This window comes from Mycobacterium dioxanotrophicus, from assembly GCF_002157835.1.
Lineage (GTDB): Bacteria > Actinomycetota > Actinomycetes > Mycobacteriales > Mycobacteriaceae > Mycobacterium > Mycobacterium dioxanotrophicus.
The window spans coordinates 5,140,638-5,164,589 of sequence record NZ_CP020809.1 but is presented as its reverse complement, the minus strand read 5'-3'; the positions used below and the strand labels follow the sequence as shown (position 1 = coordinate 5,164,589).

The following is a 23,952-nucleotide window of genomic DNA, read 5'->3' as shown; positions in this document are numbered from 1 at the left end:
TCTCTATCGGGTCCGACACCCATTCATGCGGGGACATGACCTGTATGCCCCGGTGCGGATCCACGCACGGGCCGCCGCCGGTGCGGTGTCAGCGCTGCAGGTACCGTACGGGCATCGTGCGGGGATGGCCGTCCACGAAGCCCAGCGTGGCCGTCGCGTAGGGAGCTAGGGTGCGGCTGCGCGTGACCGCGCTCGACGCGACGTACTCGTTGTCGGGGTCGGTGCTGCCGGGCTGGCGGAGGTAAGGGCGTAGCACGCGGTATACGCCCGTGCGGGTCTCGTGCATCTCTCCGAACGCGTCGGGGTACACCTGTGTTCGCGTGGCGAGCGTTTCGTCCTCGGAGGCCGGCCCCGCGCCGGGCGGGCGCTGATCGAACGCCGTGGGATCGAAGGCCAGGCCGTAGCCGCGCGCCCGGCCCACCATCCACAGCAGGGCGATATCGCTGAGACCGTGCTCCGGATAGCCTCCGCCGATATCGGAGTGCACCCCGGAGAACCACACCTGTTCCACCCGTTGATCTTTCGGAGGGTCCGGTTGTTTGGCCCACAGGGTGGGCTGGAACGGGCCGCGCTTCTCGTCGATGGCCAGCGCCTGGAAGGCCGCGTCCACGTAGCTGCTCAGCGCGGTGTCGTGAAACGCCCATCGTGCGTTCACCAGCTTGGCGAGACCGAACCCGCTCACCGGAATGCCCAGTGCGCCGACGGTATCCCAGACGCCGATGAATCGAATGCGGGATTCGTACGAGTACGAGCGCCGAAACAACGTTGACTCGGTGCTTCGCGGATGTGTCTTGCTGGTGCGGTCGCGATAGAGCGCGTAGGCATCGTCGATTCGATTGGTGTGCTGAGGTCGCAGGATGCCGGCGTTGCGGACGAATCCGGCGGTGCTGCGGGCGGTGAAGGCGCCCCTGCTGAACCCGAACAAGAACAGCTCGTCACCCGGAGCGTAATTCTCCACCACGAACCGGTAGGCCTCGATGACGTTGTGCGACAGCCCGTATCCGAACGCGCCGCCGGTGATCCGCTCGCCCCGGCCGGTGCCGACCCCCAGCGAGTAGAACACACGCTGTTCGATCCCTTTGGCGTCCCGGTCGGCCACCGCGAGGGCGACCTTGGTGACATTGGTCGGAGCGAGCTGATCGGGGGTGTTCCACGTCCCGTCGCAGCACAGCACCAAACGTTTCGGCATGTCTCTCCCTTGGCCGAATAGCCGAGCGGTGTCGCAGCAAGTTTGACTGTGCCAGAACGCAAATGGGCGACATTCGAGGTGAGCCCTACTCGAAGTCGTTGCGTACGCAACAAGGCCTCAACGCAGGCGCAGCACCACTTTGCCCTTGGCGCTGCGGTTTTCCAGCGCGGCGATGGCATCGCCGGCGCGTTCCAGCGGATAGACCTCGGGCGCGGGGGCCGCGATGGCGCCCTCGGCGAGCAGCGGGTGCAGCTCGGCCCACTGTTCGGCCAGGAAGCCCGGATGGGTGAACGTCCAGGCGCCCCACCCGGCGCCGACGACATCGACGTTGTTGAGTAACAGCCGGTTCGCCTTCACGGTCGGGATCTCCCCGCCGGTGAACCCGATGACCAGCAGTCGGCCACCCACCGCCAACGAGCGCAGCGAGTCGGTGAACCGGTCGCCGCCGACCGGATCGACGACGACGTCGACCCCGCGCCCGGCCGTGAGCTCCTTGACCGCATCGCGGAAGCCGTCGGCCAGCACCACGTCGGAAGCCCCTGCCGCCCGGGCGATCTCGGCCTTCTCCTCGGTGGACACCACGGCGATGGTGCGTGCGGCGCCCAGCGCGGGCGCCAATCGCAGCGCCGAGGTGCCGATCCCGCCGGCCGCACCGTGCACCAGCACCGTCTCGCCCGCGGCCAGCCGGCCTCTGGTGCGCAGCGCGAAATGCACGGTCATGTCGTTGAACAAGATGCCTGCCCCGGATTCGAACGACACCGATTCGGGCAGCGCGAACACGCGATCCGGTGGCAGCACAACGACTTCGGCCATCCCGCCGGAGAGCATGGTCAGGCCGAGCACCCGGTCACCGGCTGCCACGTGGGCTCCTGCGGGGGCGCTGCGCACCACGCCGGCGACCTCGGCGCCGGGAGTGAACGGCAGCTCGGGCTTGTACTGGTAGAGGCCACGAGTCAGCAATGCGTCGGGGAAAGCCACCCCTGCCGCATGGACGTCGATGGCTACCCCGTCGCTCTCGGTCGGTTCGTCGATATCGACCAGCTGTACCGCCGACGGTCCGTCGAGCCGGGTGATCTGTGCTGCGCGCATCGGGGCCTCTTTCTGTGTCGGGTCGGGCCCAATTCTGCGCCTGCCGCCGTCGCTGTTCTCGTCCGGTCCGGGAAACCATGACCACTCTCGACAGGTGTCAAGTCGGTGCCCTAGCATCAGCCGATGCTCACAGCCCGCGCCGCGGTCCTGCTCGACGCCGGAGCCGATCCACAGCTGACCGATGTCCAACTGCGGGAACCCGTCGGCGACGAAGTGCTGGTGCGCATCGATGCGGTGGGCATCTGCCACACCGACATCAGCGTCGCCGCCCGATTCCGCAAGGTGCCGATGGTGTTCGGGCACGAAGGCGCCGGCACCGTGGTCGCGGCGGGACCGCAGGCCCAGCGGCGAGTCGGTGAGTCAGTGGTTCTCACGTTCGCGAGCTGCGGCGGGTGCCCACACTGTGCCTCCGACCAGCCGGCGTACTGCGATCACGCCACCGACCTCAACATGCGGGGCGGTCGTCGCGACGAGTCCAGCGCACTGCGCCTCGATGGCGCGCCGATCACCGCCGGCTTCTTCGGGCAGTCCAGTTTCGCCACCCACGCCATCGCCCGCAGTCGCAGCGCGGTCACGGTGCCCGAGTCCATCGACCCGGCACTGGCAGCGCCGCTGGGCTGCAGCGTGCAGACCGGAGTGGGCGCCGTGCTCAACGTGCTCACACCCGAGCCCGTCGACCCGTTCGTCGTCTTCGGGGCCGGCGCCGTGGGCCTTTCTGCCGTCATGGCTGCCCGTATCGCCGGCTGCCGCACCATCGTCGCCGTCGACCCCGTCGAGCAACGACGCACGCTGGCAACGGAATTGGGCGCCACCGCGACCATCGACCCGGCCACTACCGACGTCGCTGCCGAGGTGGTCGAACTCACCGGGGGAGCAGGCGCCGCGGTCGACACCACCGCCCGGCCCGACGTGATCGCCGCGGCGGTCGCGGCGCTGCGCACGCGCGGGTCCCTGGCGCTCGTGGGCCTCGGTGCGCTGACCGCCGAGCTGCCCGTCGCGCTCATCATGGGCAAGGGTCTGGCAGTGCGCGGCGTGGTCGAGGGCGACAGCGAACCGCAAACATTCATACCCCGACTTGCAGACCTGCACCGCCACGGCGAGCTGCCGTTGGATAAGCTCGTGACGACTTACCCGTTCGATGACTTCGACCGGGCATGGGGCGCCGCCAAGGCCGGTGAGGTGGTCAAACCGGTACTGGTGACCGGCGCGTAGGCTGCCAATTCAGTGCACTTCCGCAAGGCAACGACGCCGACGATCGGAGCATCGATGACCGCAGCAGCTCTGCCCCAGCTACCTCCCGGACGTCCGCTGCAGGTCCGCGGCACCGATGGTGTCCGGCTGCATGCCCAGGTGTTCGGGCCGGCTGACGGTCAGCCGATCGTGTTGGCGCACGGCATCACCTGCGCCATCACGGTGTGGGCGCATCAGATCGCCGACTTGGCCACCGATCACCGCGTCATCGCCTATGACCATCGCGGGCACGGCCGCAGCGAGACGCCGCGTGCGCGCCGCGGCTACAGCCTCAACCACCTGGCCGGCGATCTGGACGCGGTGCTGGACACCGCCCTCGCACCGGGGGAGCGGGCCGTGATCGCCGGCCATTCGATGGGCGGCATCGCGATCAGTGCGTGGTCGCAGCGCTACCCGCGCCGGGTGCGCCAATGCGCTGCCGCGGTCGCGTTGATCAACACCACCACCGGCGACCTGCTGCGGGACGTGCAGCTGGCACAGGTTCCGGCGCCGTTGAGCGCGACCCGGATCCGGGCCGCGGGGACCCTGCTCAAGACGTTCGGCGCGACGCCTGTGCCGCGGCTCGTCGACGGCCCCAACAAGCGGTTCGTGTCCTACCTGGCCGTGGGTCGCGACGCCGACCCGTGGGTCGCGCAGTTCGTCTACGAGCTGTTCGCCTCGACCCCGGCCGCGGGGCGGGGTGGCTGGGCGCGTGTCCTGGTGGACAACCTGGGGTCGCGGCACATCTCGTTGCGCAACCTGACGGTGTCCACCCTGGTGATCGGAAGTGCGCAGGACCGCTTGCTGCCGATCAACGCGTCGCGCCGGATCGCCGCGGACGCACCCAATCTGGCCGCGTTCGTCGAGCTCACCGGCGGTCACTGCGCCATCCTGGAACGCCCGGAGCAGGTCAACCACCAGTTGCGTGCGCTGGCCGACTCGGTAGCCCCACAGGAACGCGTCAGCTAGAGCTCGCGAGCGCCTCGGCGACCTCGGTGGCCGCGCGTTGCCCGGAGCGCACGGCCCCGTCGAGGAATCCCGTCCACCGGTCGGCCGTCTCGGTGCCGGCCCAGAAGATGCCGTCCACCGGTTTGCGCAGCCAGGGCCCGTAGGTCGTCCAGGACCTCGGCGGCACGGCCGCTGTCGGTCCGCCCGGGGCGAATGCCTCTGTGCCCCAACAATGGTCGACGTAATCGATGGGTTTCAACGCGGCCTTGCCGAACAGCCTGGCGAAGCCGGCAAGCGCCTGGTCGCGTCGTTGCTCGGCGGGCAGCGGGTCGAACGCCCGGGCGTCGGTGAACCCGAGCAGGATGCCGGGACCGTCCTCGGGGCTGACGTCGAACGTGATGAACACCGGCCCCTCGTCGGACAACGCCTCACCCGAGCACCCGGCTGCCCGCCAGAACGGCTTGTCGTAGGCGGCGTACGCCTTGCTCAACGTGCCCTGCGGCCAGTGCTTGGTCAGCTCCGTGTACTGCGTGGGCAGCGGCGGGGCGAACGCGATCTGTGCCCGCTGCTGGGGTGCGATCGCCACGATCACCGCGCGGGCCGACACCTGACCGCCCGCGTAGCCGACCACGACGCCGCCGTCCGGTCGGCGTTCGATGCGCTGCACGGGCGTCCCGAGCACCACGCGCTCGCCCAGTTCCTCGGCCATCCGCAGGGCGATCTGCTGCGTGCCGGCCGGGAAGCGGTCCTGCTGAGCACCGCCTTTGACGTCGAGCAAGCGGCCCAGCCCGCCTGCGGCTCTGATGTAGCGCACGGCATGCAGCATCGACACCGCATCCGGTTCGGCACCCCAGGTGACCCGGGACACGATCGCCATCAGGTTGCGCGTCGAGGCGCTCGCGTGCACCGACCGCAGCCAGCGCTCCATGGTGATCTGGTCGAGTTTGCGGGCGGTGGCGCCGCTCCACGGCTCGGACACCCGGACCTGGCGGCGCAGCCGCTCGAACCTCCACTGGATGCGCGAGACGTCGACCAGTTCGATGATCGACAGTTTCGGGATGGTGCTGCGGTACGACCGGACCTTGCCGTGCCAGCGGATCAGGTTCTTGCCGCGGCAGTAGGTCGGCACGGTCTCGCAGCCCAGCTCGGCGGCCAGCTTGAGCACCGCGTCCTGTGTCGGTCCGACGAACGTGCCGCCCAGGTCCACCGGGACACCGGCGATCGTGGTGGTCGACGAACGGCCGCCGACCCGGTCGCGGCCCTCGAGTACCAGCACGTCGTGCCCGAGGCTCTCCAGTTGGCGGGCGGCCGCCAGCCCGGCGAATCCGGCCCCCACCACGACGACGTCGGCGTTGGTTGGGATGCTCATCTGACTAGGCTCTCACGCCATGCAGGTGATGACGGCGTTGTTCGGGCCGACGGACGCGATCGACCGGGCTCACGCGCTGCGGGAGGCCGGTGCACGCGGCGTGTTCACCTTCGAAGGCCCGCACGACGTGTTCGCGCCACTGACGTTGGCGTCGACCGTCGGTGGCCTGGACCTGCTGACCAACGTCGCAATCGCTTTTCCGCGCAACCCCATTCAGCTGGCCCATCAGGCCGTCGACCATCAATTGCTGTCCGGCGGGCGATTCACCCTGGGATTGGGCACGCAGATCCGGACCCAGATCGAAAAGCGTTACGGCGCAGACTTCGATCGCCCGGTGGCCCGGATGACCGAACTGATCGCCGCGCTGCGAGCGATCTTCGCGGCCTGGCAGACAGGCGAACGGCTGAACTTTCACGGCGAGTTCTACCGGCACACGCTGATGACACCCACATTCACGCCGCGGGACAACCCCTACGGTCCGCCGCCGATCTATGTCGGTGCCCTCGGCCCGCGGCTGACGCGCGCGACCGCCCAATTCGCCGACGGGCTGCTGGTCATGCCGTTCGGTTCTCGACGGTTCCTGCACGACGTGACGCTGCCCGCGGTGCGTGACGGGCTGGGCGCCTCCGGTCGCGAACTCGCTGATTTCGCGGTGGTCCCGGAGATCATCGTGTCGGTCGGCTCAGAGCAGGATCCGACTCACGACGCGACGCGGCGGCTCCTGGCGTTCTACGGGTCCACCCCGGCGTATCGGCCCGTGCTCGACGTGCACGGCTGGGGGGACCTGCAGCCGGAACTCAATGCGCTGTCCAAGCAGGGCCGCTGGCAGGACATGGGTTCGCTGATCGACGACGAGATGCTGCACACCATCGCCGCGTGCGGTAGCCCCAGCGACATCGCCGCGCACATCCGTGACCGGGTGCAGGGGGTGTCCAACCGGGTGTGCCTGTATCAGCCCGGTCCGATCCCGGTTGATTCGCTGGCCGAGATCGTTGACTGCCTGGGCACCTGAGGTCCTAATGTGGGTGGTACGCAGTGGGACCAGAGGAGGTTCGCCATGGCGGCCACGGAACCTGATTACGCGGATGTGCTCATCATCGGGGCCGGTATCTCCGGAATCGGTGCGGCCTACCGCATCCACGAGAAGAACCCTCGCCTGACGTACACGATCCTGGAGCGCCGCGCACGCATCGGTGGCACGTGGGACCTGTTCCGCTATCCGGGAATCCGTTCCGACAGCGACATCTTCACGCTCAGCTTCCCGTACGAACCGTGGACCCGGCCCGAGACCGTCGCCGACGGCGCCGACATCCGCGAATATCTCACCGCCACGGCACGCAGGTACGGCATCGACCAGCACATCCGGTTCGACACCCGGGTGCTCTCGGCGGATTGGGATTCGACCACCGACACCTGGAACGTGCAGGCACAGCATGACGGACAGGCCCGGACCTACCGGGCGCGGTTCGTCTTCTTCGGCACCGGTTACTACAACTACGACGAGCCCTACACCCCCGGATTTCCCGGGATCGAGAATTTCCGCGGTGAGGTGGTGCACCCGCAATTCTGGCCGGAGGCGCTGGATTACACGCGCAAGCGGGTGGTGGTGATCGGCAGCGGCGCCACCGCGATCAGCTTGATTCCCGCGCTGGCCCGCCGGGCCGGTCACGTGACCATGTTGCAGCGCTCACCGACCTACATGTTGTCGCTGGCGCGTATCGACCCGGCGGTGCAACGGATTCGGAAGATGCTGCCGCGCAGCGTTTCTCACCAGGTCGTCCGCTTCCGAAACGCGATGGTCCAGGTGCTGCTGTTCGTCATGTTCCGCAAGGCGCCCGAGTTTGGTCGCCGGCTCGTCCGCAACCGCACGGTCGCGGCGCTGCCCTCGGGCTATCCCGTCGACGTGCATTTCAGGCCGCGATACAACCCCTGGGATCAGCGCATGTGCTTCGTGGTCGACGACGATCTGTTCGAGCACATCAGCGACGGGCGGGCCGACGTGGTGACCGATCACATCGACCATGTGGACGGCGACGGCATCGTGTTGCGCTCCGGTGCTCGCGTCGACGCCGACATCATCGTCACCGCAACGGGTTTACAGTTGCAGGCGCTCGGCGGCGTCACCCTGAGCATCGACGGCACCGAGATGAAGCCGACCGAGCGCTTCGTCTACAAGGAGTATCTGCTCGAGGACGTCCCGAACATGGCGTGGTGCATCGGATATACCAACGCGTCGTGGACGCTGCGCGCCGACATGACTGCCCGGGCCGTGGCGAAGCTGTTGGCGTACATGGACTCCCACGGATATACCCACGCCTACCCGCACCGGGGACCGGGCCCCATGCAGGAGAAGCGGACCTGGGATCTTGAGGCCGGCTACATCCAGCGCGCCGAACATGCGCTGCCCCGTTCGGGCACCAAGCGACCATGGCATGTTCGGCACAACTATCTGCTCGATGCCATCGACCACCGGTTCGACCGCATCGAGGAGTCGATGGTGTTCGGCCGTGCCCCCGCCGTGGCCCGCTCCGACTCCGAGTCCGGTGCCGAGTCCGTCGCCTAGGCACCGCGACCGTGCGTGTCTGCCCTCCGACACGCCGTGTTTCCTCGGCACTTTGCGCACGCTCGTCAGGGCGTGCGGATGCGTAGTCCGGTCTGTAGCAGCCGTGTCGCCGACAGCCCGAACGTGGTCTTGAAGCTGTCCGCCAGATGCGACGGGCTGGCGAAACCGGAGTCGACGGCCGACGTGGTCAGATTCTGACCGGCCGCGAGGCCCCTACCCGCCAACACCAGCCGACTCCACATCCGGTAACGCCGCAGGCTGGTGCCGACCTCGCGACGGAACAGGTGCAGAAAGCGCGAATCGGACAGCCCCGCGGCCGCTGCCAACTCGCGGGCTGACCTCGCGCGGGTCGGATCGTCACGAATCTGCTTGGCCACCAGTGCAATCCGTGGATCGATTTGGTGCGGTATCTCCGGAGCCGCCACGTCGAGCCAGCGGAGAGCGGATGCGTCGTCATGTGGAGCCACTGTGAGAGCCTGCTGATCAAGGTGATCCACGCCGACGGGGCCGCGGAATTCGGCGAACTGCCGCCGGCACGACGCGGTGCGCGGCGAGCCTGGATCGAGGTAGCACGACACCACCACCCCGTCCATTGACAAGTGATGAGTCAGCCGCGGCGGAATCAGCACGCTGCGGGCGACGATGGCGATGCCCGCAGCCGTGACGGTCAGTGGCGCGTCAACCCCGACTGCCAGGCACCACACCGAGCCGGAATGGGGTTGCAGACCAAGCCCCGGCCCGGCGTAGAGCGCGTGCCCTGGCCACAACCACACCGTCGGACAGCAGGTTTGTGGAAGCGCGGCAGCTGCATCGGACACCATGCTCTACTCCTGATCGTTCTGAACAGGAGGCTACCGTGGTCATGATCGTCGCTGTCGGCGTGTTCTTCGCAGGGATGGGGCTCTACGCCCTCGCCGCCCCGGCATTGCTGCTGCGCCCGTTCGGGCTGGTGCCCGGCGAAGCCACTGCCCGCGCCGAGGTGCGAGCGGTCTACGGCGGATTCGGGCTGGCGATGGCGGCCATCCTCGGCTACGCCGCCGTCACGCCAGGGCAACTGCGCACCGGGATCATCATCACCGTGGCCGCCGCCCTGGCAGGAATGGCCCTGGGCCGCATCATCTCCGGGCTGATCGACGGACCAACCTCGTTCTATCCCAACTGGTTCTATTGCCTGGTCGAGGCCGCCGCGGCCGGCGGCATGATCTCGGTGGCCTAGTTCCCCCGCGCTTCTCCCGCGAGCAGACACGGCGGTCCGCGACACGCCGCGTTTCGCGGACCGCCGTGTCTGCTCGCGGGAGAAACTCGCGGTAAAAGGGGATTAGGGGGCGACCGTCAGCCAGTCCTTGAAACCTGACGGGTCGTGACGGCCCAGCGCACCATGCTCGAACAGGCCCCAGCCCTGCACGGGTGCACCGTTGCCCTCGGTGCACACTGCGCGGCCGACGTGGTCGATCACGCCGAACGCGGCCCTGCCGATGATCGCGGGATCGGTCATGTCGTAGGTGAGCCGTTCGGTGAACCGGTCGCCTTTCCACATGCCGTGCAGCCAGTCGACGTCACCGCCGTAGCCGCCGCCCACGTGAATCGGCACGGGCAGCTTGGATTCCACGTCGAATCGCACCGGCGAGCCGTCGAGAGCCGTGGCGTCGATGGTCGCCCCGGTCGGGATGCGGGTGCCCGAGCGGTAGTGGATCTTCACGCGCGGCCAGCCGAGTTGTTCGACGCGGCCGTCCTTCCAGATCCGCGTGCAGTCGTTGAGCGAGCGGAATCCGTTGGGTTCCTCTTGGATGATGATGACGATCGAGAACTCGTCGAACGCGATCGGTACGTAGAGCCACCACATGCCCTCGAACGGCGGGTCGGCGGGACGGCCTGCCGGCTCGGCCTCGCCGATCGGGCGGATTCCCCACGAGCGGTCCCGAGAGCCGATCCACGTTGCCGGGTCGACGGCGATGTGCTCCCCGTCGATCTCCAGATGACCGGTCCACGAACCCAATTGGGCGAACCGCTGAGCGTCGAGGGTGACCCGGTTGCCCTGCCGCATCAGATGCGGCTGCTCCTGGACGACGTCGAACAGCCCGTTCCAGGTGAGATCCGCTGCGATACCGTGGGTTTCGTCGAGCACGATGCGCACCTGCTGCAGAGGCTCGGTGACCTCGACGCGATAGCCGAGCACGTGCTGATGCAGCCGGTCCTGGTCGATGGCGTCGGACAGATGGACGGCGGTCTGGGTGTCACCACTCCCGCCAAATTTGCCGCTGCCGCGGCCCCCGCCGAATTTGCCGCTGCCGCGGCGGCGGACCAGCAGGTAGGCGTCCTTCACCCCGAGGTTGGGGTAATAGCCGATGCCGGTGATGACGAAGATGTCGCCGGTGCGGTCGTGGGCGTTGAAGTACGAGCGGTCGTAGAAATTCCGGTCCGACGACCCGGGCCAGGCGATGGGCTGGGGGACCTGGTGTACCGGGAATTCGTCCATGGGGCCGAGCACTATGGTGTCTCCTCGATCATGCGTTGCAGCAGTGGCCGGTGGTAGAACAGGGTTTCGACGTCGTCAGGTTTTTCCATCTCGCCGAAGTGCACGCGGCGTGCGCCGGTGCGCATGAAGACGCAGGCCCACACCACCCCGGAATACACGTAGAACCATTTCAGGTCCCCGACCTCGACACCGCTGTGCTCGCGATAGGTGGCGCGGACATCGTCCTCGCGCAGCACATCGGGCAGTCCGGGCAGGCCTGCCATGCCGCACAGCTCCTGGAAGACCATGTGCGCGTAGATGATCCACGCGACGTCGAACTCTCGCGGGCCCACCGTGGCCATCTCCCAATCGAGTACGGCGGCGGGCGTGAAATCCTGGTAGAGCACGTTGCCGATGCGCGAGTCGCCCCACACCAGCACGGACTCGCGTGCCGCGATGTCCTCGGGGAAGTTCTCTTCGAGCCAGTGCAGCGCCCGATCGACCAGCGGTGACCGGCCGATGCCCGGTACGGCGAATTCGTACCAGTCCTTGAGCCAGCCGAAGTGCCTGCGCAGCGCGGTGTCTCCCGGCGGATCGGCCTGGGTCAGGAAGTCAAAGGTCTTCTCTGCGTTGGGGATCGCGTGCAGCTGGGCCAGCACCCGCACGGTCGAGTCCTGCAGGGTCTGCTGCTGCTCGGTGGTGGCGTCGGCGAACCAGTTGTTGCCGAACGTGTAGGGCATGACGTCAGGAGGGACCACCCCGTCGACCCGGTCCATCAGGAAGAACGGCCGGCCCAGCACCTCGCCGGTGGGTTCCAGCCAGCGCACCACGGGTACCGGGACATCGGTCAGCTCGCGGGCGAGCCGCATCACCTCGAACTGATCGCCCAGTCGGTACGCCGGAAACACGGGCACGTCGTCGTCGCTGGGCGCCACGCGGGCCACCCACTGCTGTTGTCTGGCTTCGCCGTCCTCGGTCCACCGGCCCGTGAGAATGATGGTCTCCGAGGACATTCCGTTGGAGTCGACGCCGCTTTCCACGGTGATCTCCGGTGCCACACCGCCGGGCATCACCGTCGACAGCCACTGCGACATCACCGCGGGCAGATCGCTGGTGTCCCGACTGGACCGTTGCAGTCGGTCGACGTCCTCTACGGCCCGTTCAGCGGCCACAAGCTTTTCCTTCCCGACGTAATTACGATACTGTGGGTAGCGTTATGAAAGCAGACCCGTCTTCGAATGGCAAGGTTTCGGGCGCCGGGCGCCCCCGCGACCCGCGCATCGACGCTGCCATACTGCGCGCCACCGCGGATCTGCTTGTGGAAATCGGTTATTCGGCCGTCACCATGGCCGCCGTCGCCGAACGCGCAAAGACCACCAAGACGGCGCTCTACCGGAGGTGGTCGAGCAAAGCCGAGCTCGTGCACGAGGCCGCGTTCCCCGCGGCGCCGAGCGCGCTGGCCACCCCGGCAGGCGACGTCGCCGCCGACGTGCGCGCCATGATCAGCGCCGCACGCGACGTGTTCACCAGCCCGGTGGTGCGTGCCGCTCTGCCCGGGCTGGTCGCCGACGTGGCCGCCGACCCCGAGCTCAACGCACGGGTGATGGCCCGCTTCACCGGGATGTTCGCGGCGGTGCGCGACCGGGTGGACGACGGCATCACCCGCGGTGAGGTGCACGCCGACGTCGACCCGGACCGGCTCGTGGAGATCATCGGCGGGGCGACCATGCTGAGAATGCTGTTGTGGCCGGGCAGCGACCTCGATGACGAATGGGTGGCCCAGACCACCGCGATCGTGGTGCACGGTGTGACGATCGGTTGACATGAACCGTCGTCAAAGACCGACACTGGGATCATGAGCGAGCAACCGTTCCCCACGGACTGGCAGATCGCACTCGTGCTGGTGCCTCACCCGGACGATCCCGAGTACGGCATCGGCGCGGCCGTCGCCAAGTGGACTGATTCCGGCAAGACCGTGCATTACGCCCTGGCCTCCCGTGGCGAGCGGGGGATCGCCGGCATGCCGCCCGAGCAGACCGGACCGTTACGGGAAGTGGAGCAGCGCCGGTCGGCGGCTCTGGTCGGGGTCAGTGACGTGGCGTTCTGGGACTTTCCGGACAGCGACATTCGTGACACCCCCGAGCTGCGCGCCAAGATCGCCACGACCGTGGCGTCCTTGCACCCCGACGTCGTCGTCACCATCTACAGCGGCGCGAGTTGGGCGCCCGACGCGCCCAACCAGCGGGACCACATCGAGTTCTCGCACGCGGTCGCGGCGGCGTTTGATAGTTTGGTCGAGCCGCCGGCCTGGCTGTTCGAGAACGGGCCCGAGCCGACGCACTGCGAGGCGGTGGACGGTTACACCGAGCGGGCGGTCGAATCGCTTGCTGCCCATGAGGTTTACCTGTCTGTGCTCGACCCGCACACGCCCGTCGTCGAACAGGCCCGCCGCCAGGTGGAGATGACGACCCCGGTGCGGGAGGCGGTCGGCGGACGCGCCGTGGATTTCATTCTCAAGCGACACCACTGAGCGAGGGCCCGGCCCGCCTACCATCGACGTGTGCGAGCCGTGGTGTATCCCGAGGTCGGAGTGCTGCCTGCAGTTGTCGATGTCGGCGCTCCCGAATGCCCTCCCGACGGTGTAGTCGTCGAAGTGGCCGCCACCGGCGTGTGCCGTTCGGACTGGCATGCCTGGCGCGGTCACGATCCAGTCGAACTGCCCATCATCCCTGGACACGAGTTCGCCGGGACGATCGCTGCGATCGGCGCGGATGTCACCGGCTGGCAGGTCGGAGACCGCGTCACGGTGCCGTTCGTGCTGGGTTGTGGGCGGTGTGAGTTCTGCGTGGCCGGCGACGCGCAGGTGTGCCCCGACCAACTGCAGCCCGGCTTCACCCTGCCGGGATCCTTCGCTCAGCGGGTGGCTGTGCCACGCGCGCAGACCAACCTGGTGCGGCTGCCGGATACGGTTTCGTTCGTCGCGGCGGCGGCACTGGGATGCCGGTTCGCCACGTCGTTTCGTGCCGTGGTCACCCATGGCGCGGTACAGGCCGGTCAGTGGGTCGCGATCCATGGCTGCGGGGGCGTCGGCCTGTCGGCGGTGATGATCGCGAAAGCGTTCGGCGCCAACGTCGTTGCCGTCGACCGCAGCCCAGAAGCCCTCGCCACGGCCGGTGCACTCGGCGCCGACGTACTGATCGACGGCTCTGAGATCGACGATGTCGCAACCGAAGTCATCCATCGCACCGGGGGAGGTGCGCACATCGGAGTCGACGCCATCGGCCACCCCGCCGTCGCGGCGACCTCGGTGTCCGCACTGCGCCGTCGCGGTCGGCATGTCCAGGTGGGTTTGCTGCTCGGCGACGCGGCGCAGACCGCCCTGCCCATGGATCGCGTGATCGCCCAAGAGCTCGCGGTCCTCGGCTCGCACGGCATGCCCGCCGTGGACTATCCGGCGATGCTCGCACTCCTCGCAACCGGCGCGCTGGACCCGGAACGGTTGGTGACCCGGGTGGTGGGACTCGACGAGGCGGGTGCGGCGCTGGCCGCCATGGACGCACCGACGGGCCCCGGGATGACCATCATCGAACCCGGCCGTACACGGTGAGTCGTACCATCAGCCTGTGATCAGCGCTTCACGGACCAACGGCAGCGGCCACACTGTGCTGGCCGAGGTCGACAGCACCTCCTACCAGTCGCTGCGGCACCGACCGGTGTCGCGTGCCGAGCGGTACGCGATCGGTAAGGGGCTGCGGAAACGAGTTCCGCGTCGCACGCTGGCAGATTGGGATCTGCGCATCGGACGACCCGACCCGGTCCAGTTGATCACCATCAGCCACGAGGGCCGCGTCGATCGGCTCATCCCAGTGCGGGTCGGTCGCATGGTCGCGTCGCCGTACGGCTTTCTCCGTGGTTCGGCGGTGGTCATGGCCGAGGACGTCGCGCACCTTCCGAGCACCGGCATCAACCCGGTCGTCTGCGGTGACGCGCATCTGGGCAATTTCGGGTTCTACGCGTCGCCGGAGCGGGACCTGGTCATCGATCTCAACGATTTCGACGAGGCCCATCCCGGTGGCTGGGAATGGGATCTGCGTCGGTTGGTGGCCAGCATCTGGGTCGCGGGCCGGCACAACGGCGCCAGTGAAGAGCAGTGCGCCACCTCGGTGCAAGCCTGTGTTGCGTCCTACCGCAAGCAAATTCGCTGGCTGGCCGATCAACCGCTGTTCGCGCGGTCGTTCCAGCGGATCGGCGCCGACGAGCTGGCCGCCGAGGCTGGGGGCAAGCTGCAGGACGAGGTGAACCGCGCCACCAAGCGGGCCCGCAACCGCACGAGCGACCGCGCCCTGCCCCGGTTCACCGAGGAGGTCGCGGGAGTACGCCGGCTGGTCGAGGAGCCCCCGCTGATCACCCGGCTGTCCGAACCGGACGCTGATCAGCTCGCCGAGGCGCTCGACGAGTACCTGTGCACGTTGGCCCCGCACTGGCGTCGCATGCTCGGTGGGTACACGCTGGTCGACGTCGCGCACAAGGTGGTCGGGGTCGGCAGTGTCGGATTGCGAGCCTATGTGGCACTGCTCGAAGGCTCGACGGCTGACGACGTGATCTTCCTGCAGCTCAAACAGGCCCGCCGGTCGGTGCTCGCGCGGTATGTGCACGGCGAATCGGCCTGGCACGCCCACCAGGGGCAGCGGGTGGTGGAGTATCAGCAGGCGCTGCAGACCGTCAGCGATCCGCTGCTGGGCTGGACCAGCATGGACGGTCGGCAGTACTACGTGCGGCAGTTCCGCAACATGAAAGGCACCATTCCCCTGGATGCCATCGACGCGGCCGCACTCACCGACTACGCGGGGGTCGTCGGACAATTGCTCGCGAAAGGCCACGCCCGCACGAGTGGTGCGTCGATGATCGCCGGCTACATGGGCTGCTCCGACCGAGTGGACCAGGCGCTGTGCCTGTTCGCCCGGCGTTACGCCGACCAGACCGAGGCCGACCATGCTGCTCTGGTGGCCGCCGTGGATCGTGGACTGCTGCCCGTGGAGCGCGGCGTCTAACTCTCGATCTGATCCCGGTTGCGTTGGGCCACAGCGCGATATCGGTCGCCGAGCGCGTCGAAGTCGTGCTGTTGGGCGGAACTGACAGCTTGTTCGGCCGCCAGCGCGGGTCCGACGACCGTCGTGGCCCCGCGGCCATAGATCTCTTTGAGGCCGGCCATGACCGGGCCGGGCACCTCGGTGATCTGCCCGGCCAGTTCCAAGGCGCGGGACAGCAGCCGATCGTGCTGGACCACCTCGGTGACCAGTCCCACCCGCAGTGCCGTCGCGGCGTCGAGTACCTCGCCGGTCATCGACAACCGACGGGCCATCGCCGCGCCGACGAGGTGGGGCAGTCGGGCGGTCATCCCACCGCCCGGCAGGATTCCGACGCGGGCGTGGGTGTCGGCGAACACCGCCCGCTCGGAGGCGATCAGAAAGTCGCAGCCCAGCGCCATTTCGAGGCCGCCGGTGAAGGTCGCCCCGTTGATCGCGCCGATGATCGGGGTGCGCATCTCGCCGGTGCGGGTGATGCAGTTGTTGGCGCGGAATTCATCGAAGTACGCCGTGCCGAGTGATTGCGCCTCCTTGAGGTCGACGCCTGCGCAGAACGCCGGATCAGCGCCGGTCAGCACCACGGCCCGCACCTGTTCATCGGCGTCGGCAGCGTCGAGCGCGGCATAGAGGGCTTCGATGAGCGCACGGCTCAATGCATTTCGCGCGTCCGGTCGATTCATTGTGAGGATCCGGACCGAACCGTGATCGCTGCAGGTGAGGATCTCTGGCGCCATGAACTGAATCTAGCGGGCGTCGCCGGCGGGGTGTATTTTAATTACGGTACCGTTTCGTTATTGAAGTGAGGATCATGGCTGACTCGCAGGTGCTCATCGCCGGCGCAGGCCCTACCGGACTGGCCTTGGCCTGCGGCTTGCTGAGCCACGGTGTGCCGGTGCGCATCGTCGACAAGGCCGACGGGCCGGCGACGACATCGCGGGCCAACTTCGTGCACGCGCGGGGCTCGGAGGTACTCGACCGCATCGCAGCGCTCGGCGACTTGCCCCAGCAGGCGGTGCGTGCCATGCGGATCACCACCTACCTCGGAGACAAACCGGTCCTGCGGGTGCGGTTCGGCGATCCCGGAATCCGTTCAGCCGCACCGCCGATGGTCATCTCGCAGGCCACCGTTGAAGCTGCGCTGCGGGACCGGCTCGCCGAGCTGGGCGGTGCGGTGGACTGGTCGACCCCGCTGAGCGGGCTGCGGCAGGACGCCGGCGGTGTCGTGGCGACCCTCGGAGACGGTACGACGGCCCGCGCGGCCTGGCTCGTCGGCTGCGACGGTGCCGCCAGCACCACCCGGCGCCGCGCCGGGATCGGCTTCCCCGGTGTACGACTCAGCGAACGCTTCCTGCTGGCCGACGTGCGACTCGACTGGGATCTCGACCGGTCGGGCACCACGGGCTGGATCCACCCCGACGGCATGGTCGGGGCCATGCCGATGCCCGACGGCATCTGGCGCATCATCGCCTACGACCCCGATATGGCCGGTGATGCGGCCGACGATGAGATCCTGCAGCGGCTGCGACGATTACTGCCCGAGCGAACCGGGCGGACCGTGCGGGTGACCGACGCCGAGTGGCTGTCGATGTTCACCGTGCACCGCAGGCTGGCGGACACCTACCGCCGAGGGCGTGTTCTCATCGCGGGCGACGCCGCGCACACCCATGCGCCGTTCGGCGGGCAGGGCATGCTGACCGGGCTCGGCGATGCCGAAAACCTCGCGTGGAAGTTGGCTTTGGTGATCTACGGAGTGGCGGAACAACCGCTGCTGGACAGTTACGAGGCCGAACGTCGCCCACTGGCCACCGACGTGCTGCGCAGTACCAGTGCGGTCACCAAGGTGAACATCACCCAGCGGCCGGTGGGCCGGTTCGTCAGGGACCGGATCGCGGTGCCCCTACTCAATCTGCCTGCCGTGCAACGCTGGATCACCTACCAGACGTCGCAGCTGTGGGTGAGCTACCGCAAGGGTCCGCTGGCCGAAAGGTCACTTCCTTTGGCGGACAAGCCCAGACCCGGCGACCGCGTCCCGGACGGTACGTACGCGGCACCTGATGGCAGCCCGGTGCGGCTCTACCCGCAGCTGCGCGGACATTGGGTGCTGATCTCCACTACCGAATCGGCAGCATGCGGCGTCGTGCGGGCTCATCTGGCCGATCGGGTGACCATCCTGCACCAGGCCGGTCGATCTGAGGTGTACCTCGTCCGCCCCGACGGCCATCTGGCCTGGCGCGGAACGGATCCCGAGCAGCTCGACAGCTGGCTGACCCGGGCGCTGGCCACCGGGCGCGTGCGATGACCGCGGCCCGCGGACGCCCCCGCGACCCGGCTGTCCACACCGCGATCCTCACTGCCGCCCTGGACCTGTTCATCGAGCAAGGCATTTCCGCGATGAGCATGGAACAGATCGCCAAGCGTGCCGGCGTCGGGAAACCGACGCTCTATCGACGATGGTCGACGAAAGAGGCATTGGTCGCCGACGCGATCGAAACACTCGTCACCGCCGACGTCACCTGGCCGACCCATGACGAGATCGCTGCCACACCAACGCATCAGCTCGTCAAGCACAACATCACCGCCGCCGCCCGGACGGCAGCCGATCCGCGCTTTCGTGCCCTGGTCGCCCAGATCTACGGTTCGGCGGTGACCCACCCATCGTTGATGCAGACCTATTGGACGCACTACATCCAGCCTCGCCGACAGTTGGCCATCGCGATGCTGCACCGGGCCCAGGCCGACGGCCGGATCGCACCCGACGCCGATCTGGACGTGCTCGTCGACATGCTCGCCGGCGGGGTGACCTACCGTGTGCTGCAACCAGACCCGCCGACCGTCAAGCAGATGAAACACTACCTGGAGGCCGCCTACCGCCAGGTGGGTCTGTTGCCTTAACGCGCGAGCAGACACTGCGGTACCGGAAGTGCGGCGTGTCGCGTACCCCGGCGTCTGTTCGCCGGGGAAAGCCAGCGGGAAAAGTCAGCGCAGGAAGGCCTCGGCGTTGTTGGCGAGATCCAGCAGCGGCTGCGGGAGCGCACCGAGGGCGAAGGTCACTACCGCGGTGACGGCCACGACGGTCATCGTCGGGCCGCTCGGCACCACCACGTCCGGGGCATCATCAGGAGGATCGGTGAAAAACATCAACACGATCACCCGCACGTAGAAGTACGCGGCGACGGCGCTGGCGATCACGCCGACGATCACCAGTGGGATGGCCCCGCCCTGACCGGCCGCCTTGAACACCGCGAACTTGCTGACGAACCCACTGGTCAGCGGGATACCGGCAAACGCCAGCAGGAACAGGGAAAACACCACGCCGACAACCGGATAGCGTCGTCCCAACCCGGCCCACCGGGACATGGCCGTCGCCTCCTCGCCCGTGTCGTCGCGGACCAGGCCGACCACCGCGAACGCGCCGACCGTGCTGAAACCGTAGGCGAACAGGTAGAACAGCGTCGACGACACCCCGGCCGGATTCGCGGCGATCACACCGGTGAGGATGAAGCCCGAATGCGCGACGGCCGAGTACGCCAGCATGCGTTTGACGTCCGTCTGGGTGACGGCGGTGATGGTGCCGATCACCATGGTCAGGATCGCGATCGCCCACAGCACCGGGCGCCAGTCGGCGCGCAATTGCGGTAGTGCGACATAGAAGATGCGCAGCGTGGCACCGAAGGCCGCGATCTTCGTGGCGGCCGCCATGAACGCCGTGATGGCCGTCGGCGCCCCTTGATACACGTCCGGAATCCACGAATGGAACGGCACCGCACCCACTTTGAACAGCAGCCCGACCAACAGCAGGCCGATGCCGATCAGCGCCAGCGACGTGTGCCCGCTGCCGGTGGCTACCGCGTCGGCGATACCCGGCAGCGTCAACGTGCCGGAGTAGCCGTACAGCATCGCCGCGCCGTACAAGAAGAACGCTGACGAAAACGCCCCGAGCAGAAAGTACTTCAGCGCCGCTTCCTGGGATAGCAACCGCCGCCGCCGCGCCAGCCCGCACAGCAGATACAGCGGCAACGACAGCACTTCCAGCGCGATGAACATGGTGAGCAGATCGTTGGCGGCCGGGAACAGCAGCATGCCGCCGATGGCCAGCATGGTCAGCGGAAACACCTCGGTCTGCATGACCCCTGCGCGGGTCGCCAACTGCTCGGCCACACTGCCCGCGACCGCCGAGGCCTGCGGGGTGAAACCGTCCAGACCCCGTGCGCTGTCACCGCTTTGACTGCCGATCTGGCGCTCGGCGATCAGCAGGATCCCGAGAATGCCGACCAGGGCGATGGTGGCCTGCAGGAACAGCGCCGGCGGATCGAGCATGACGGCGCCGAGCACCGCGGCCCGGCCGGGAGTGCCGTGCAGGTCGCGCGCCAGCAGCCCCACCGCGCCGATCGCGGCGATGAGCCCGCCGAGCGCGAGGGTCACCTGAACCGGGTAGCGGCTGCGCCGCGGCGCGAAAGCCTCCACGAGAACACCGGCGACCGCCACGCCGAAGACGATCAGCATGGGGGAGAGCAAGCCGTATTCGATGCTGGGTGTCACCATGTCAGCGGCTCCCTTCCGCCACGGTCGGCGGTGCGCTCGGTACGGGATCGGTCTGGCCCATGATCGTCAGGGTGTGGTGGACAGCGGGATTGATCACGTCGAGCGCGGGTTTGGGATAGATCCCGAGCACCAGCAACAGCGCGATCAGCGGTGCCACCACGGCGAGCTCGCGAGGAACCAGATCCCGCAGATTACGCACAGCGTCGGTGCCGTCGCCGTCGTCCTCACGGACCGGTCCGGTCATCATCCGCTGGTAGGTCCACAGGATGTAGACCGCCGAGAGCACCAGGGCGGTCGCGGCGAACACCGCCAACACCGGGTAGCGGGTGAATGTGCCGATGAGGACCAGGAATTCGCTGATAAACGGGGCCAGGCCGGGCAGTGACAGGGTCGCGAGGCCGGCCACCAGGAAGGTGCCGGCAAGGACAGGCGCCACCTTCTGCACCCCGCCGTAGGAGGCGATCAACCGGGAACCGCGCCGCGACACCAGGAATCCGGCGATGAGGAACAGCGCAGCCGTGGAGATCCCGTGGTTGATCATGTACAGCGTCGACCCGGACTGGCCCTGACTGGTCATCACGAAGATGCCCAGGATGATGAAGCCGAAGTGCGATATCGACGTGTAGGCGATGAGCCGCATCACGTCGACCTGTCCGATCGCCAGCACCGCGCCGTACACGATGCCGATCACCGCCAGCGTGATGATGACGGGCCGGAAATAGGTTGCCGCGTCGGGGAACAACGGCAGGCAGTAGCGCAGCATGCCGAACGTGCCGACCTTGTCCATGATCGCCATCATCAACACCGCGCTGGCCGGAGTGGCCTCCACCGCGGCGTCGGGCAGCCAGCGGTGGAACGGCCACAGCGGGGCCTTGACGGCGAACGCGAACATGAAACTCAGGAACAGGAAGCTGCCGACGGCGGGGCTGAGCACGAGTCGACCCGACGCCACTGCCTCGACGATCGCCCGGAAATCGAAGGTCCCGGACCCGAAGACGTCGCTCTGCGCGGTCACCACGTACAGTCCGATCACCGCGGCGAGCATGACCAGGCCACCGAAGAGGTTGTACAGCAGGAACTTCACTGCTGCACGGGACCTGTTCTCACCCCCGAAGCCGCCGATGAGGAAGTACATCGGGATCAGCATGGCCTCGAAGAACACGTAGAACAGCAGGATGTCCAGGGCCACCAGAGACATGAACACCATGCCCTCGACAGCCAGCATCAGGGCGAGATACGCCTGCACCGAACGGCCGGCCAGCCCTGTCCGGTCGGTGGCATCGTTCCAACCCGCGATGATCAAAAGTGGCATCAAAACCGCAGTGAGCACCACCAGCGCCAGGGCGATCCCGTCGACACCGAGGATATATCCGGTCCCGAAAGACGGTATCCACGGATGGGATTCGACGAACTGGTACTGCTTGCCGGCAGGGTCGAAGCCGACCGCGAGCACCACAGCCACCCCGAGTCCCACCACCGACACGGCCAGTGCGAGCCATTTGGCCAGCACCCGCTGCCCGGCCGGGATGAGGATCACGATCGCGGCGCCGATCGTCGGGACCGCCCAGAGCACCGTCAGCCACGGAAAGGTGTTCACCACAGCCGCACCGCCAGGATCGCCGCCACCACGAGCGCCGCGCCGGCGAGCATCGACAGCGCGTAGGACCGGGCAAAGCCCGTCTGCCATTGTCGGGACCGGTCGGAGGTTCTGCTGACCAGAGCGGCCAGCCCGGTGGCCGCCCCATCCACACCTTTGTCGTCGACCTCGACCAGGGCCGCCGTCAACGTCTGCCCACCTCGCATGAACACCGCCTCGTTGAACGCGTCGCCGTAGAGGTCGCGGCGGGCGGCCACTGTGAGCGCCGATCCGGCCGGAACCTGTTCCGGAACCGGTTGCCGCGCATACATGCGGTAGGCGATGACGATGCCGACGGCCACCACCGCCAGGACGACGACGGTGACCACCCATGCGGGCAGGCCGTGCTCGGCCTCATGCCTGCCGACGACCGGTTCCAGCCAGTGCGACAACGTCCCACCGATGGCCAGGGCGCCGCCGGACACCACCGAGCCGACCGCGAGCAGGATCATCGGCCAGGTCATGACGGCCGGTGCCTCGTGGGGATGAGCATCTGCAGCCCAGCGCGGTTCGCCGAAGAATGTCATCAGCATCACCCGCGTCATGTAGAACGCGGTGATCCCGGCGCCGAGAATCGCTGCGCCACCGAGGATCACACCACGGACACCACCCGCGCCGAGTGCGGCTTCGATGATGCCGTCCTTGGAGAAGAACCCGGCCAGCGGAGGCACCCCGATGATCGCGAGGTAGCCGAGCCCGAATGTGGCGAACGTGACCGGTAGGGCCTTGCGGAGCCCGCCGTAGCGGCGCATGTTCACCTCGTCGTTCATGGCGTGCATGACCGAGCCGGCACCGAGGAACAGCCCGGCCTTGAAGAACCCATGGGTGAGCAGGTGCATGATGGCGAAGGCGTATCCGGCCGGGCCGAGCCCGGCCGCGAGCACCATGTAGCCGATCTGGCTCATGGTCGACGCGGCGAGGGCCTTCTTGATGTCGTCCTTGGCGCACCCGATGATCGCGCCGAACAACAGCGTGACGGCGCCGACGATGACGACGCCGGTCTGCGCGGCCGGTGTCAGATCGAAGATGGGGCCAGACCGCACGATCAGGTACACGCCCGCGGTGACCATGGTGGCCGCGTGGATCAGCGCCGACACCGGCGTCGGGCCCTCCATCGCGTCGCCAAGCCAGGACTGCAGCGGCACCTGCGCGGACTTGCCGCACGCCCCCAGCAACAGCAGCAGCCCGATGGCCGTCAGGGCCGGTTGGCTCACCCCGGGCGCGGCGGAGAACACGCCGACGAACGAGATGGAGCCAATGGAGGCGAACATGATCATCAACGCGATCGCCAGACCCATGTCGCCGACCCGGTTGACGACGAATGCCTTCTTGGCCGCGGTCGCCGCCGACGGCTTGTACGACCAGAACCCGATGAGCAGGTAGGAGGCCAGGCCGACGCCTTCCCAGCCCGCGTAGAGCCCGAGGTAGTTGTCGGCCAACACCAGCAACAGCATGGCCGCCAGAAACAGGTTCAGGTACGCGAAAAACCGTCGCCGGTCAGGATCTTCGGCCATGTACCCGATCGAGTAGATGTGGATCAGCGAGCCGACGCCGGTGATCAACAGCACGAAGCACACGGACAGCTGATCGAGCTGCAAACCGAAGTCGACCTGCAGCCCGGCCACCGGCACCCAGGAGAACAACGATTCGTGCAGACCCCGCGCTTCGCCTGTCCGGCCCAGCATTCCGGTGAACAGCACCGCGCCCACCACGAACGCGGCGATCGATGCGGCACATCCCAGCAGGTGGCCCCAGCGGTCCGATCTGCGCCCTGCCAACAGCAGGATCGCTGCCCCCGCGGCTGGGAAGGCGATCAGCAACCAGATAGGAAGTGTCATGGCGCC

At 67.8% G+C, this 23,952-nt stretch carries 21 protein-coding genes; 11 read left to right on the top strand and 10 right to left on the bottom strand.

Annotation, left to right across the window (positions count from 1 at the left end; translation table 11 throughout):
- Nucleotides 1-88: 88 nt before the first annotated feature.
- Together BTO20_RS25170 and BTO20_RS25165 are read right to left on the bottom strand one after the other, a co-directional pair.
- Entirely contained in the window at nucleotides 89-1,189 is a 1,101-nt protein-coding gene (locus BTO20_RS25170; RefSeq protein WP_087078767.1) for a DUF2235 domain-containing protein, read from the bottom strand.
- Nucleotides 1,190-1,306: 117 nt separating this feature from the next.
- Nucleotides 1,307-2,278 carry an NADPH:quinone oxidoreductase family protein gene (locus BTO20_RS25165; RefSeq protein ID WP_087078766.1) on the bottom strand — a complete coding sequence of 324 codons (972 nt, stop codon included), beginning with the start codon at nucleotides 2,276-2,278 and terminating at the stop codon, nucleotides 1,307-1,309.
- 123 nt (nucleotides 2,279-2,401) lie between these two features.
- Between BTO20_RS25165 and BTO20_RS25160 the strand changes: the two genes are divergently transcribed.
- Entirely contained in the window at nucleotides 2,402-3,490 is a 1,089-nt protein-coding gene (locus BTO20_RS25160) for an NAD(P)-dependent alcohol dehydrogenase (protein WP_087078765.1), read from the top strand.
- 54 nt (nucleotides 3,491-3,544) lie between these two features.
- Nucleotides 3,545-4,477, top strand: coding sequence for an alpha/beta fold hydrolase (locus BTO20_RS25155; RefSeq protein WP_087078764.1), 933 nt, complete (start codon nucleotides 3,545-3,547; stop codon nucleotides 4,475-4,477).
- On the opposite strand, the gene BTO20_RS25150 is transcribed toward BTO20_RS25155, so the two are convergent.
- Entirely contained in the window at nucleotides 4,470-5,825 is a 1,356-nt protein-coding gene (locus BTO20_RS25150) for a flavin monoamine oxidase family protein (protein ID WP_087078763.1), read from the bottom strand. The genes BTO20_RS25155 and BTO20_RS25150 overlap by 8 nt on opposite strands.
- 28 nt (nucleotides 5,826-5,853) lie before the next feature.
- On the opposite strand from BTO20_RS25150, the gene BTO20_RS25145 reads away from it, so the two are divergent.
- Together BTO20_RS25145 and BTO20_RS25140 are read left to right on the top strand one after the other, a co-directional pair.
- Nucleotides 5,854-6,837 carry a TIGR03617 family F420-dependent LLM class oxidoreductase gene (locus BTO20_RS25145; RefSeq protein WP_198344567.1) on the top strand — a complete coding sequence of 328 codons (984 nt, stop codon included), beginning with the start codon at nucleotides 5,854-5,856 and terminating at the stop codon, nucleotides 6,835-6,837.
- A 45-nt stretch (nucleotides 6,838-6,882) separates the two neighbouring features.
- The gene (locus BTO20_RS25140; protein WP_087078761.1) at nucleotides 6,883-8,388 is read left to right on the top strand and encodes a flavin-containing monooxygenase; all 1,506 of its coding nucleotides are present in this window, start codon (nucleotides 6,883-6,885) and stop codon (nucleotides 8,386-8,388) included.
- A gap of 65 nt (nucleotides 8,389-8,453) precedes the next feature.
- On the opposite strand, the gene BTO20_RS25135 is transcribed toward BTO20_RS25140, so the two are convergent.
- A complete protein-coding gene (locus tag BTO20_RS25135; RefSeq protein ID WP_087078760.1) occupies nucleotides 8,454-9,209 on the bottom strand; it encodes a helix-turn-helix domain-containing protein in 756 nt (251 codons plus the stop codon).
- Between the two features lie 41 nt (nucleotides 9,210-9,250).
- Between BTO20_RS25135 and BTO20_RS25130 the strand changes: the two genes are divergently transcribed.
- Nucleotides 9,251-9,604, top strand: a complete 354-nt coding sequence (locus tag BTO20_RS25130) for a DUF4345 family protein (protein WP_198344566.1) — start codon at nucleotides 9,251-9,253, stop codon at nucleotides 9,602-9,604.
- Nucleotides 9,605-9,706: 102 nt separating this feature from the next.
- Here the strand turns inward: BTO20_RS25130 and BTO20_RS25125 are convergent, their stop codons facing one another.
- Nucleotides 9,707-10,864, bottom strand: a complete 1,158-nt coding sequence (locus BTO20_RS25125) for a hypothetical protein (RefSeq protein WP_198344565.1) — start codon at nucleotides 10,862-10,864, stop codon at nucleotides 9,707-9,709.
- 11 nt (nucleotides 10,865-10,875) lie between these two features.
- Complete coding sequence (locus BTO20_RS25120; RefSeq protein WP_087078757.1) at nucleotides 10,876-12,015, bottom strand: phosphotransferase family protein; 1,140 nt, start codon at nucleotides 12,013-12,015, stop codon at nucleotides 10,876-10,878.
- A 44-nt stretch (nucleotides 12,016-12,059) separates the two neighbouring features.
- On the opposite strand from BTO20_RS25120, the gene BTO20_RS25115 reads away from it, so the two are divergent.
- Genes BTO20_RS25115 through BTO20_RS25100 form a run of 4 tightly spaced genes read left to right on the top strand, consistent with a single transcriptional unit; the run spans nucleotide 12,060 to nucleotide 15,894 of the window.
- Entirely contained in the window at nucleotides 12,060-12,665 is a 606-nt protein-coding gene (locus tag BTO20_RS25115; protein ID WP_087078756.1) for a TetR/AcrR family transcriptional regulator, read from the top strand.
- Between the two features lie 33 nt (nucleotides 12,666-12,698).
- The gene (locus BTO20_RS25110; RefSeq protein ID WP_087078755.1) at nucleotides 12,699-13,373 is read left to right on the top strand and encodes a PIG-L deacetylase family protein; all 675 of its coding nucleotides are present in this window, start codon (nucleotides 12,699-12,701) and stop codon (nucleotides 13,371-13,373) included.
- 30 nt (nucleotides 13,374-13,403) lie between these two features.
- Complete coding sequence (locus BTO20_RS25105) at nucleotides 13,404-14,450, top strand: zinc-dependent alcohol dehydrogenase family protein (RefSeq protein WP_087078754.1); 1,047 nt, start codon at nucleotides 13,404-13,406, stop codon at nucleotides 14,448-14,450.
- Nucleotides 14,451-14,466: 16 nt separating this feature from the next.
- Complete coding sequence (locus BTO20_RS25100; RefSeq protein ID WP_408632126.1) at nucleotides 14,467-15,894, top strand: DUF2252 domain-containing protein; 1,428 nt, start codon at nucleotides 14,467-14,469, stop codon at nucleotides 15,892-15,894.
- Here BTO20_RS25100 and BTO20_RS25095 read toward each other — a convergent pair.
- Entirely contained in the window at nucleotides 15,891-16,664 is a 774-nt protein-coding gene (locus BTO20_RS25095; RefSeq protein ID WP_087078753.1) for an enoyl-CoA hydratase, read from the bottom strand. The two genes, BTO20_RS25100 and BTO20_RS25095, sit on opposite strands and share 4 nt — an antisense overlap.
- 74 nt (nucleotides 16,665-16,738) lie before the next feature.
- On the opposite strand from BTO20_RS25095, the gene BTO20_RS25090 reads away from it, so the two are divergent.
- Both BTO20_RS25090 and BTO20_RS25085 read left to right on the top strand, forming a co-directional pair.
- A complete protein-coding gene (locus BTO20_RS25090; RefSeq protein WP_087078752.1) occupies nucleotides 16,739-18,229 on the top strand; it encodes an FAD-dependent monooxygenase in 1,491 nt (496 codons plus the stop codon).
- The gene (locus BTO20_RS25085; protein WP_087078751.1) at nucleotides 18,226-18,822 is read left to right on the top strand and encodes a TetR/AcrR family transcriptional regulator; all 597 of its coding nucleotides are present in this window, start codon (nucleotides 18,226-18,228) and stop codon (nucleotides 18,820-18,822) included. Before BTO20_RS25090 ends, BTO20_RS25085 begins: the two co-directional genes overlap by 4 nt.
- Nucleotides 18,823-18,906: 84 nt before the next feature.
- On the opposite strand, the gene nuoN is transcribed toward BTO20_RS25085, so the two are convergent.
- The 3 genes from nuoN to nuoL are packed head-to-tail and all read right to left on the bottom strand — an operon-like array spanning nucleotide 18,907 to nucleotide 23,946.
- Nucleotides 18,907-20,472 carry an NADH-quinone oxidoreductase subunit NuoN gene (gene nuoN / locus BTO20_RS25080; protein ID WP_087078750.1) on the bottom strand — a complete coding sequence of 522 codons (1,566 nt, stop codon included), beginning with the start codon at nucleotides 20,470-20,472 and terminating at the stop codon, nucleotides 18,907-18,909.
- Nucleotide 20,473: 1 nt separating this feature from the next.
- Nucleotides 20,474-22,072 (bottom strand): NADH-quinone oxidoreductase subunit M, encoded by a 1,599-nt coding sequence (locus BTO20_RS25075; protein ID WP_087078749.1) that lies wholly within the window; start codon nucleotides 22,070-22,072, stop codon nucleotides 20,474-20,476.
- The gene (nuoL, locus tag BTO20_RS25070; protein WP_087078748.1) at nucleotides 22,066-23,946 is read right to left on the bottom strand and encodes an NADH-quinone oxidoreductase subunit L; all 1,881 of its coding nucleotides are present in this window, start codon (nucleotides 23,944-23,946) and stop codon (nucleotides 22,066-22,068) included. The genes BTO20_RS25075 and nuoL overlap by 7 nt, the downstream gene beginning before the upstream one ends.
- Nucleotides 23,947-23,952 lie beyond the last annotated feature (6 nt).

Coding starts and splice junctions, on each gene's coding strand:
- BTO20_RS25090 (WP_087078752.1), top strand. CDS start 16,739: ATGGCTGACTCGCAGGTGCTCATCGCCGGCGCAGGCCCTACCGGACTG.
- BTO20_RS25085 (WP_087078751.1), top strand. CDS start 18,226: ATGACCGCGGCCCGCGGACGCCCCCGCGACCCGGCTGTCCACACCGCG.
- BTO20_RS25145 (WP_198344567.1), top strand. CDS start 5,854: ATGACGGCGTTGTTCGGGCCGACGGACGCGATCGACCGGGCTCACGCG.
- BTO20_RS25170 (WP_087078767.1), bottom strand. CDS start 1,189: ATGCCGAAACGTTTGGTGCTGTGCTGCGACGGGACGTGGAACACCCCC.
- BTO20_RS25135 (WP_087078760.1), bottom strand. CDS start 9,209: ATGGTGTCCGATGCAGCTGCCGCGCTTCCACAAACCTGCTGTCCGACG.
- BTO20_RS25115 (WP_087078756.1), top strand. CDS start 12,060: ATGAAAGCAGACCCGTCTTCGAATGGCAAGGTTTCGGGCGCCGGGCGC.
- BTO20_RS25095 (WP_087078753.1), bottom strand. CDS start 16,664: ATGGCGCCAGAGATCCTCACCTGCAGCGATCACGGTTCGGTCCGGATC.
- BTO20_RS25165 (WP_087078766.1), bottom strand. CDS start 2,278: ATGCGCGCAGCACAGATCACCCGGCTCGACGGACCGTCGGCGGTACAG.
- BTO20_RS25155 (WP_087078764.1), top strand. CDS start 3,545: ATGACCGCAGCAGCTCTGCCCCAGCTACCTCCCGGACGTCCGCTGCAG.
- BTO20_RS25140 (WP_087078761.1), top strand. CDS start 6,883: ATGGCGGCCACGGAACCTGATTACGCGGATGTGCTCATCATCGGGGCC.
- nuoL (WP_087078748.1), bottom strand. CDS start 23,946: ATGACACTTCCTATCTGGTTGCTGATCGCCTTCCCAGCCGCGGGGGCA.
- BTO20_RS25130 (WP_198344566.1), top strand. CDS start 9,251: ATGATCGTCGCTGTCGGCGTGTTCTTCGCAGGGATGGGGCTCTACGCC.
- BTO20_RS25110 (WP_087078755.1), top strand. CDS start 12,699: ATGAGCGAGCAACCGTTCCCCACGGACTGGCAGATCGCACTCGTGCTG.
- BTO20_RS25160 (WP_087078765.1), top strand. CDS start 2,402: ATGCTCACAGCCCGCGCCGCGGTCCTGCTCGACGCCGGAGCCGATCCA.
- BTO20_RS25125 (WP_198344565.1), bottom strand. CDS start 10,864: ATGGACGAATTCCCGGTACACCAGGTCCCCCAGCCCATCGCCTGGCCC.
- nuoN (WP_087078750.1), bottom strand. CDS start 20,472: ATGGTGACACCCAGCATCGAATACGGCTTGCTCTCCCCCATGCTGATC.
- BTO20_RS25150 (WP_087078763.1), bottom strand. CDS start 5,825: ATGAGCATCCCAACCAACGCCGACGTCGTCGTGGTGGGGGCCGGATTC.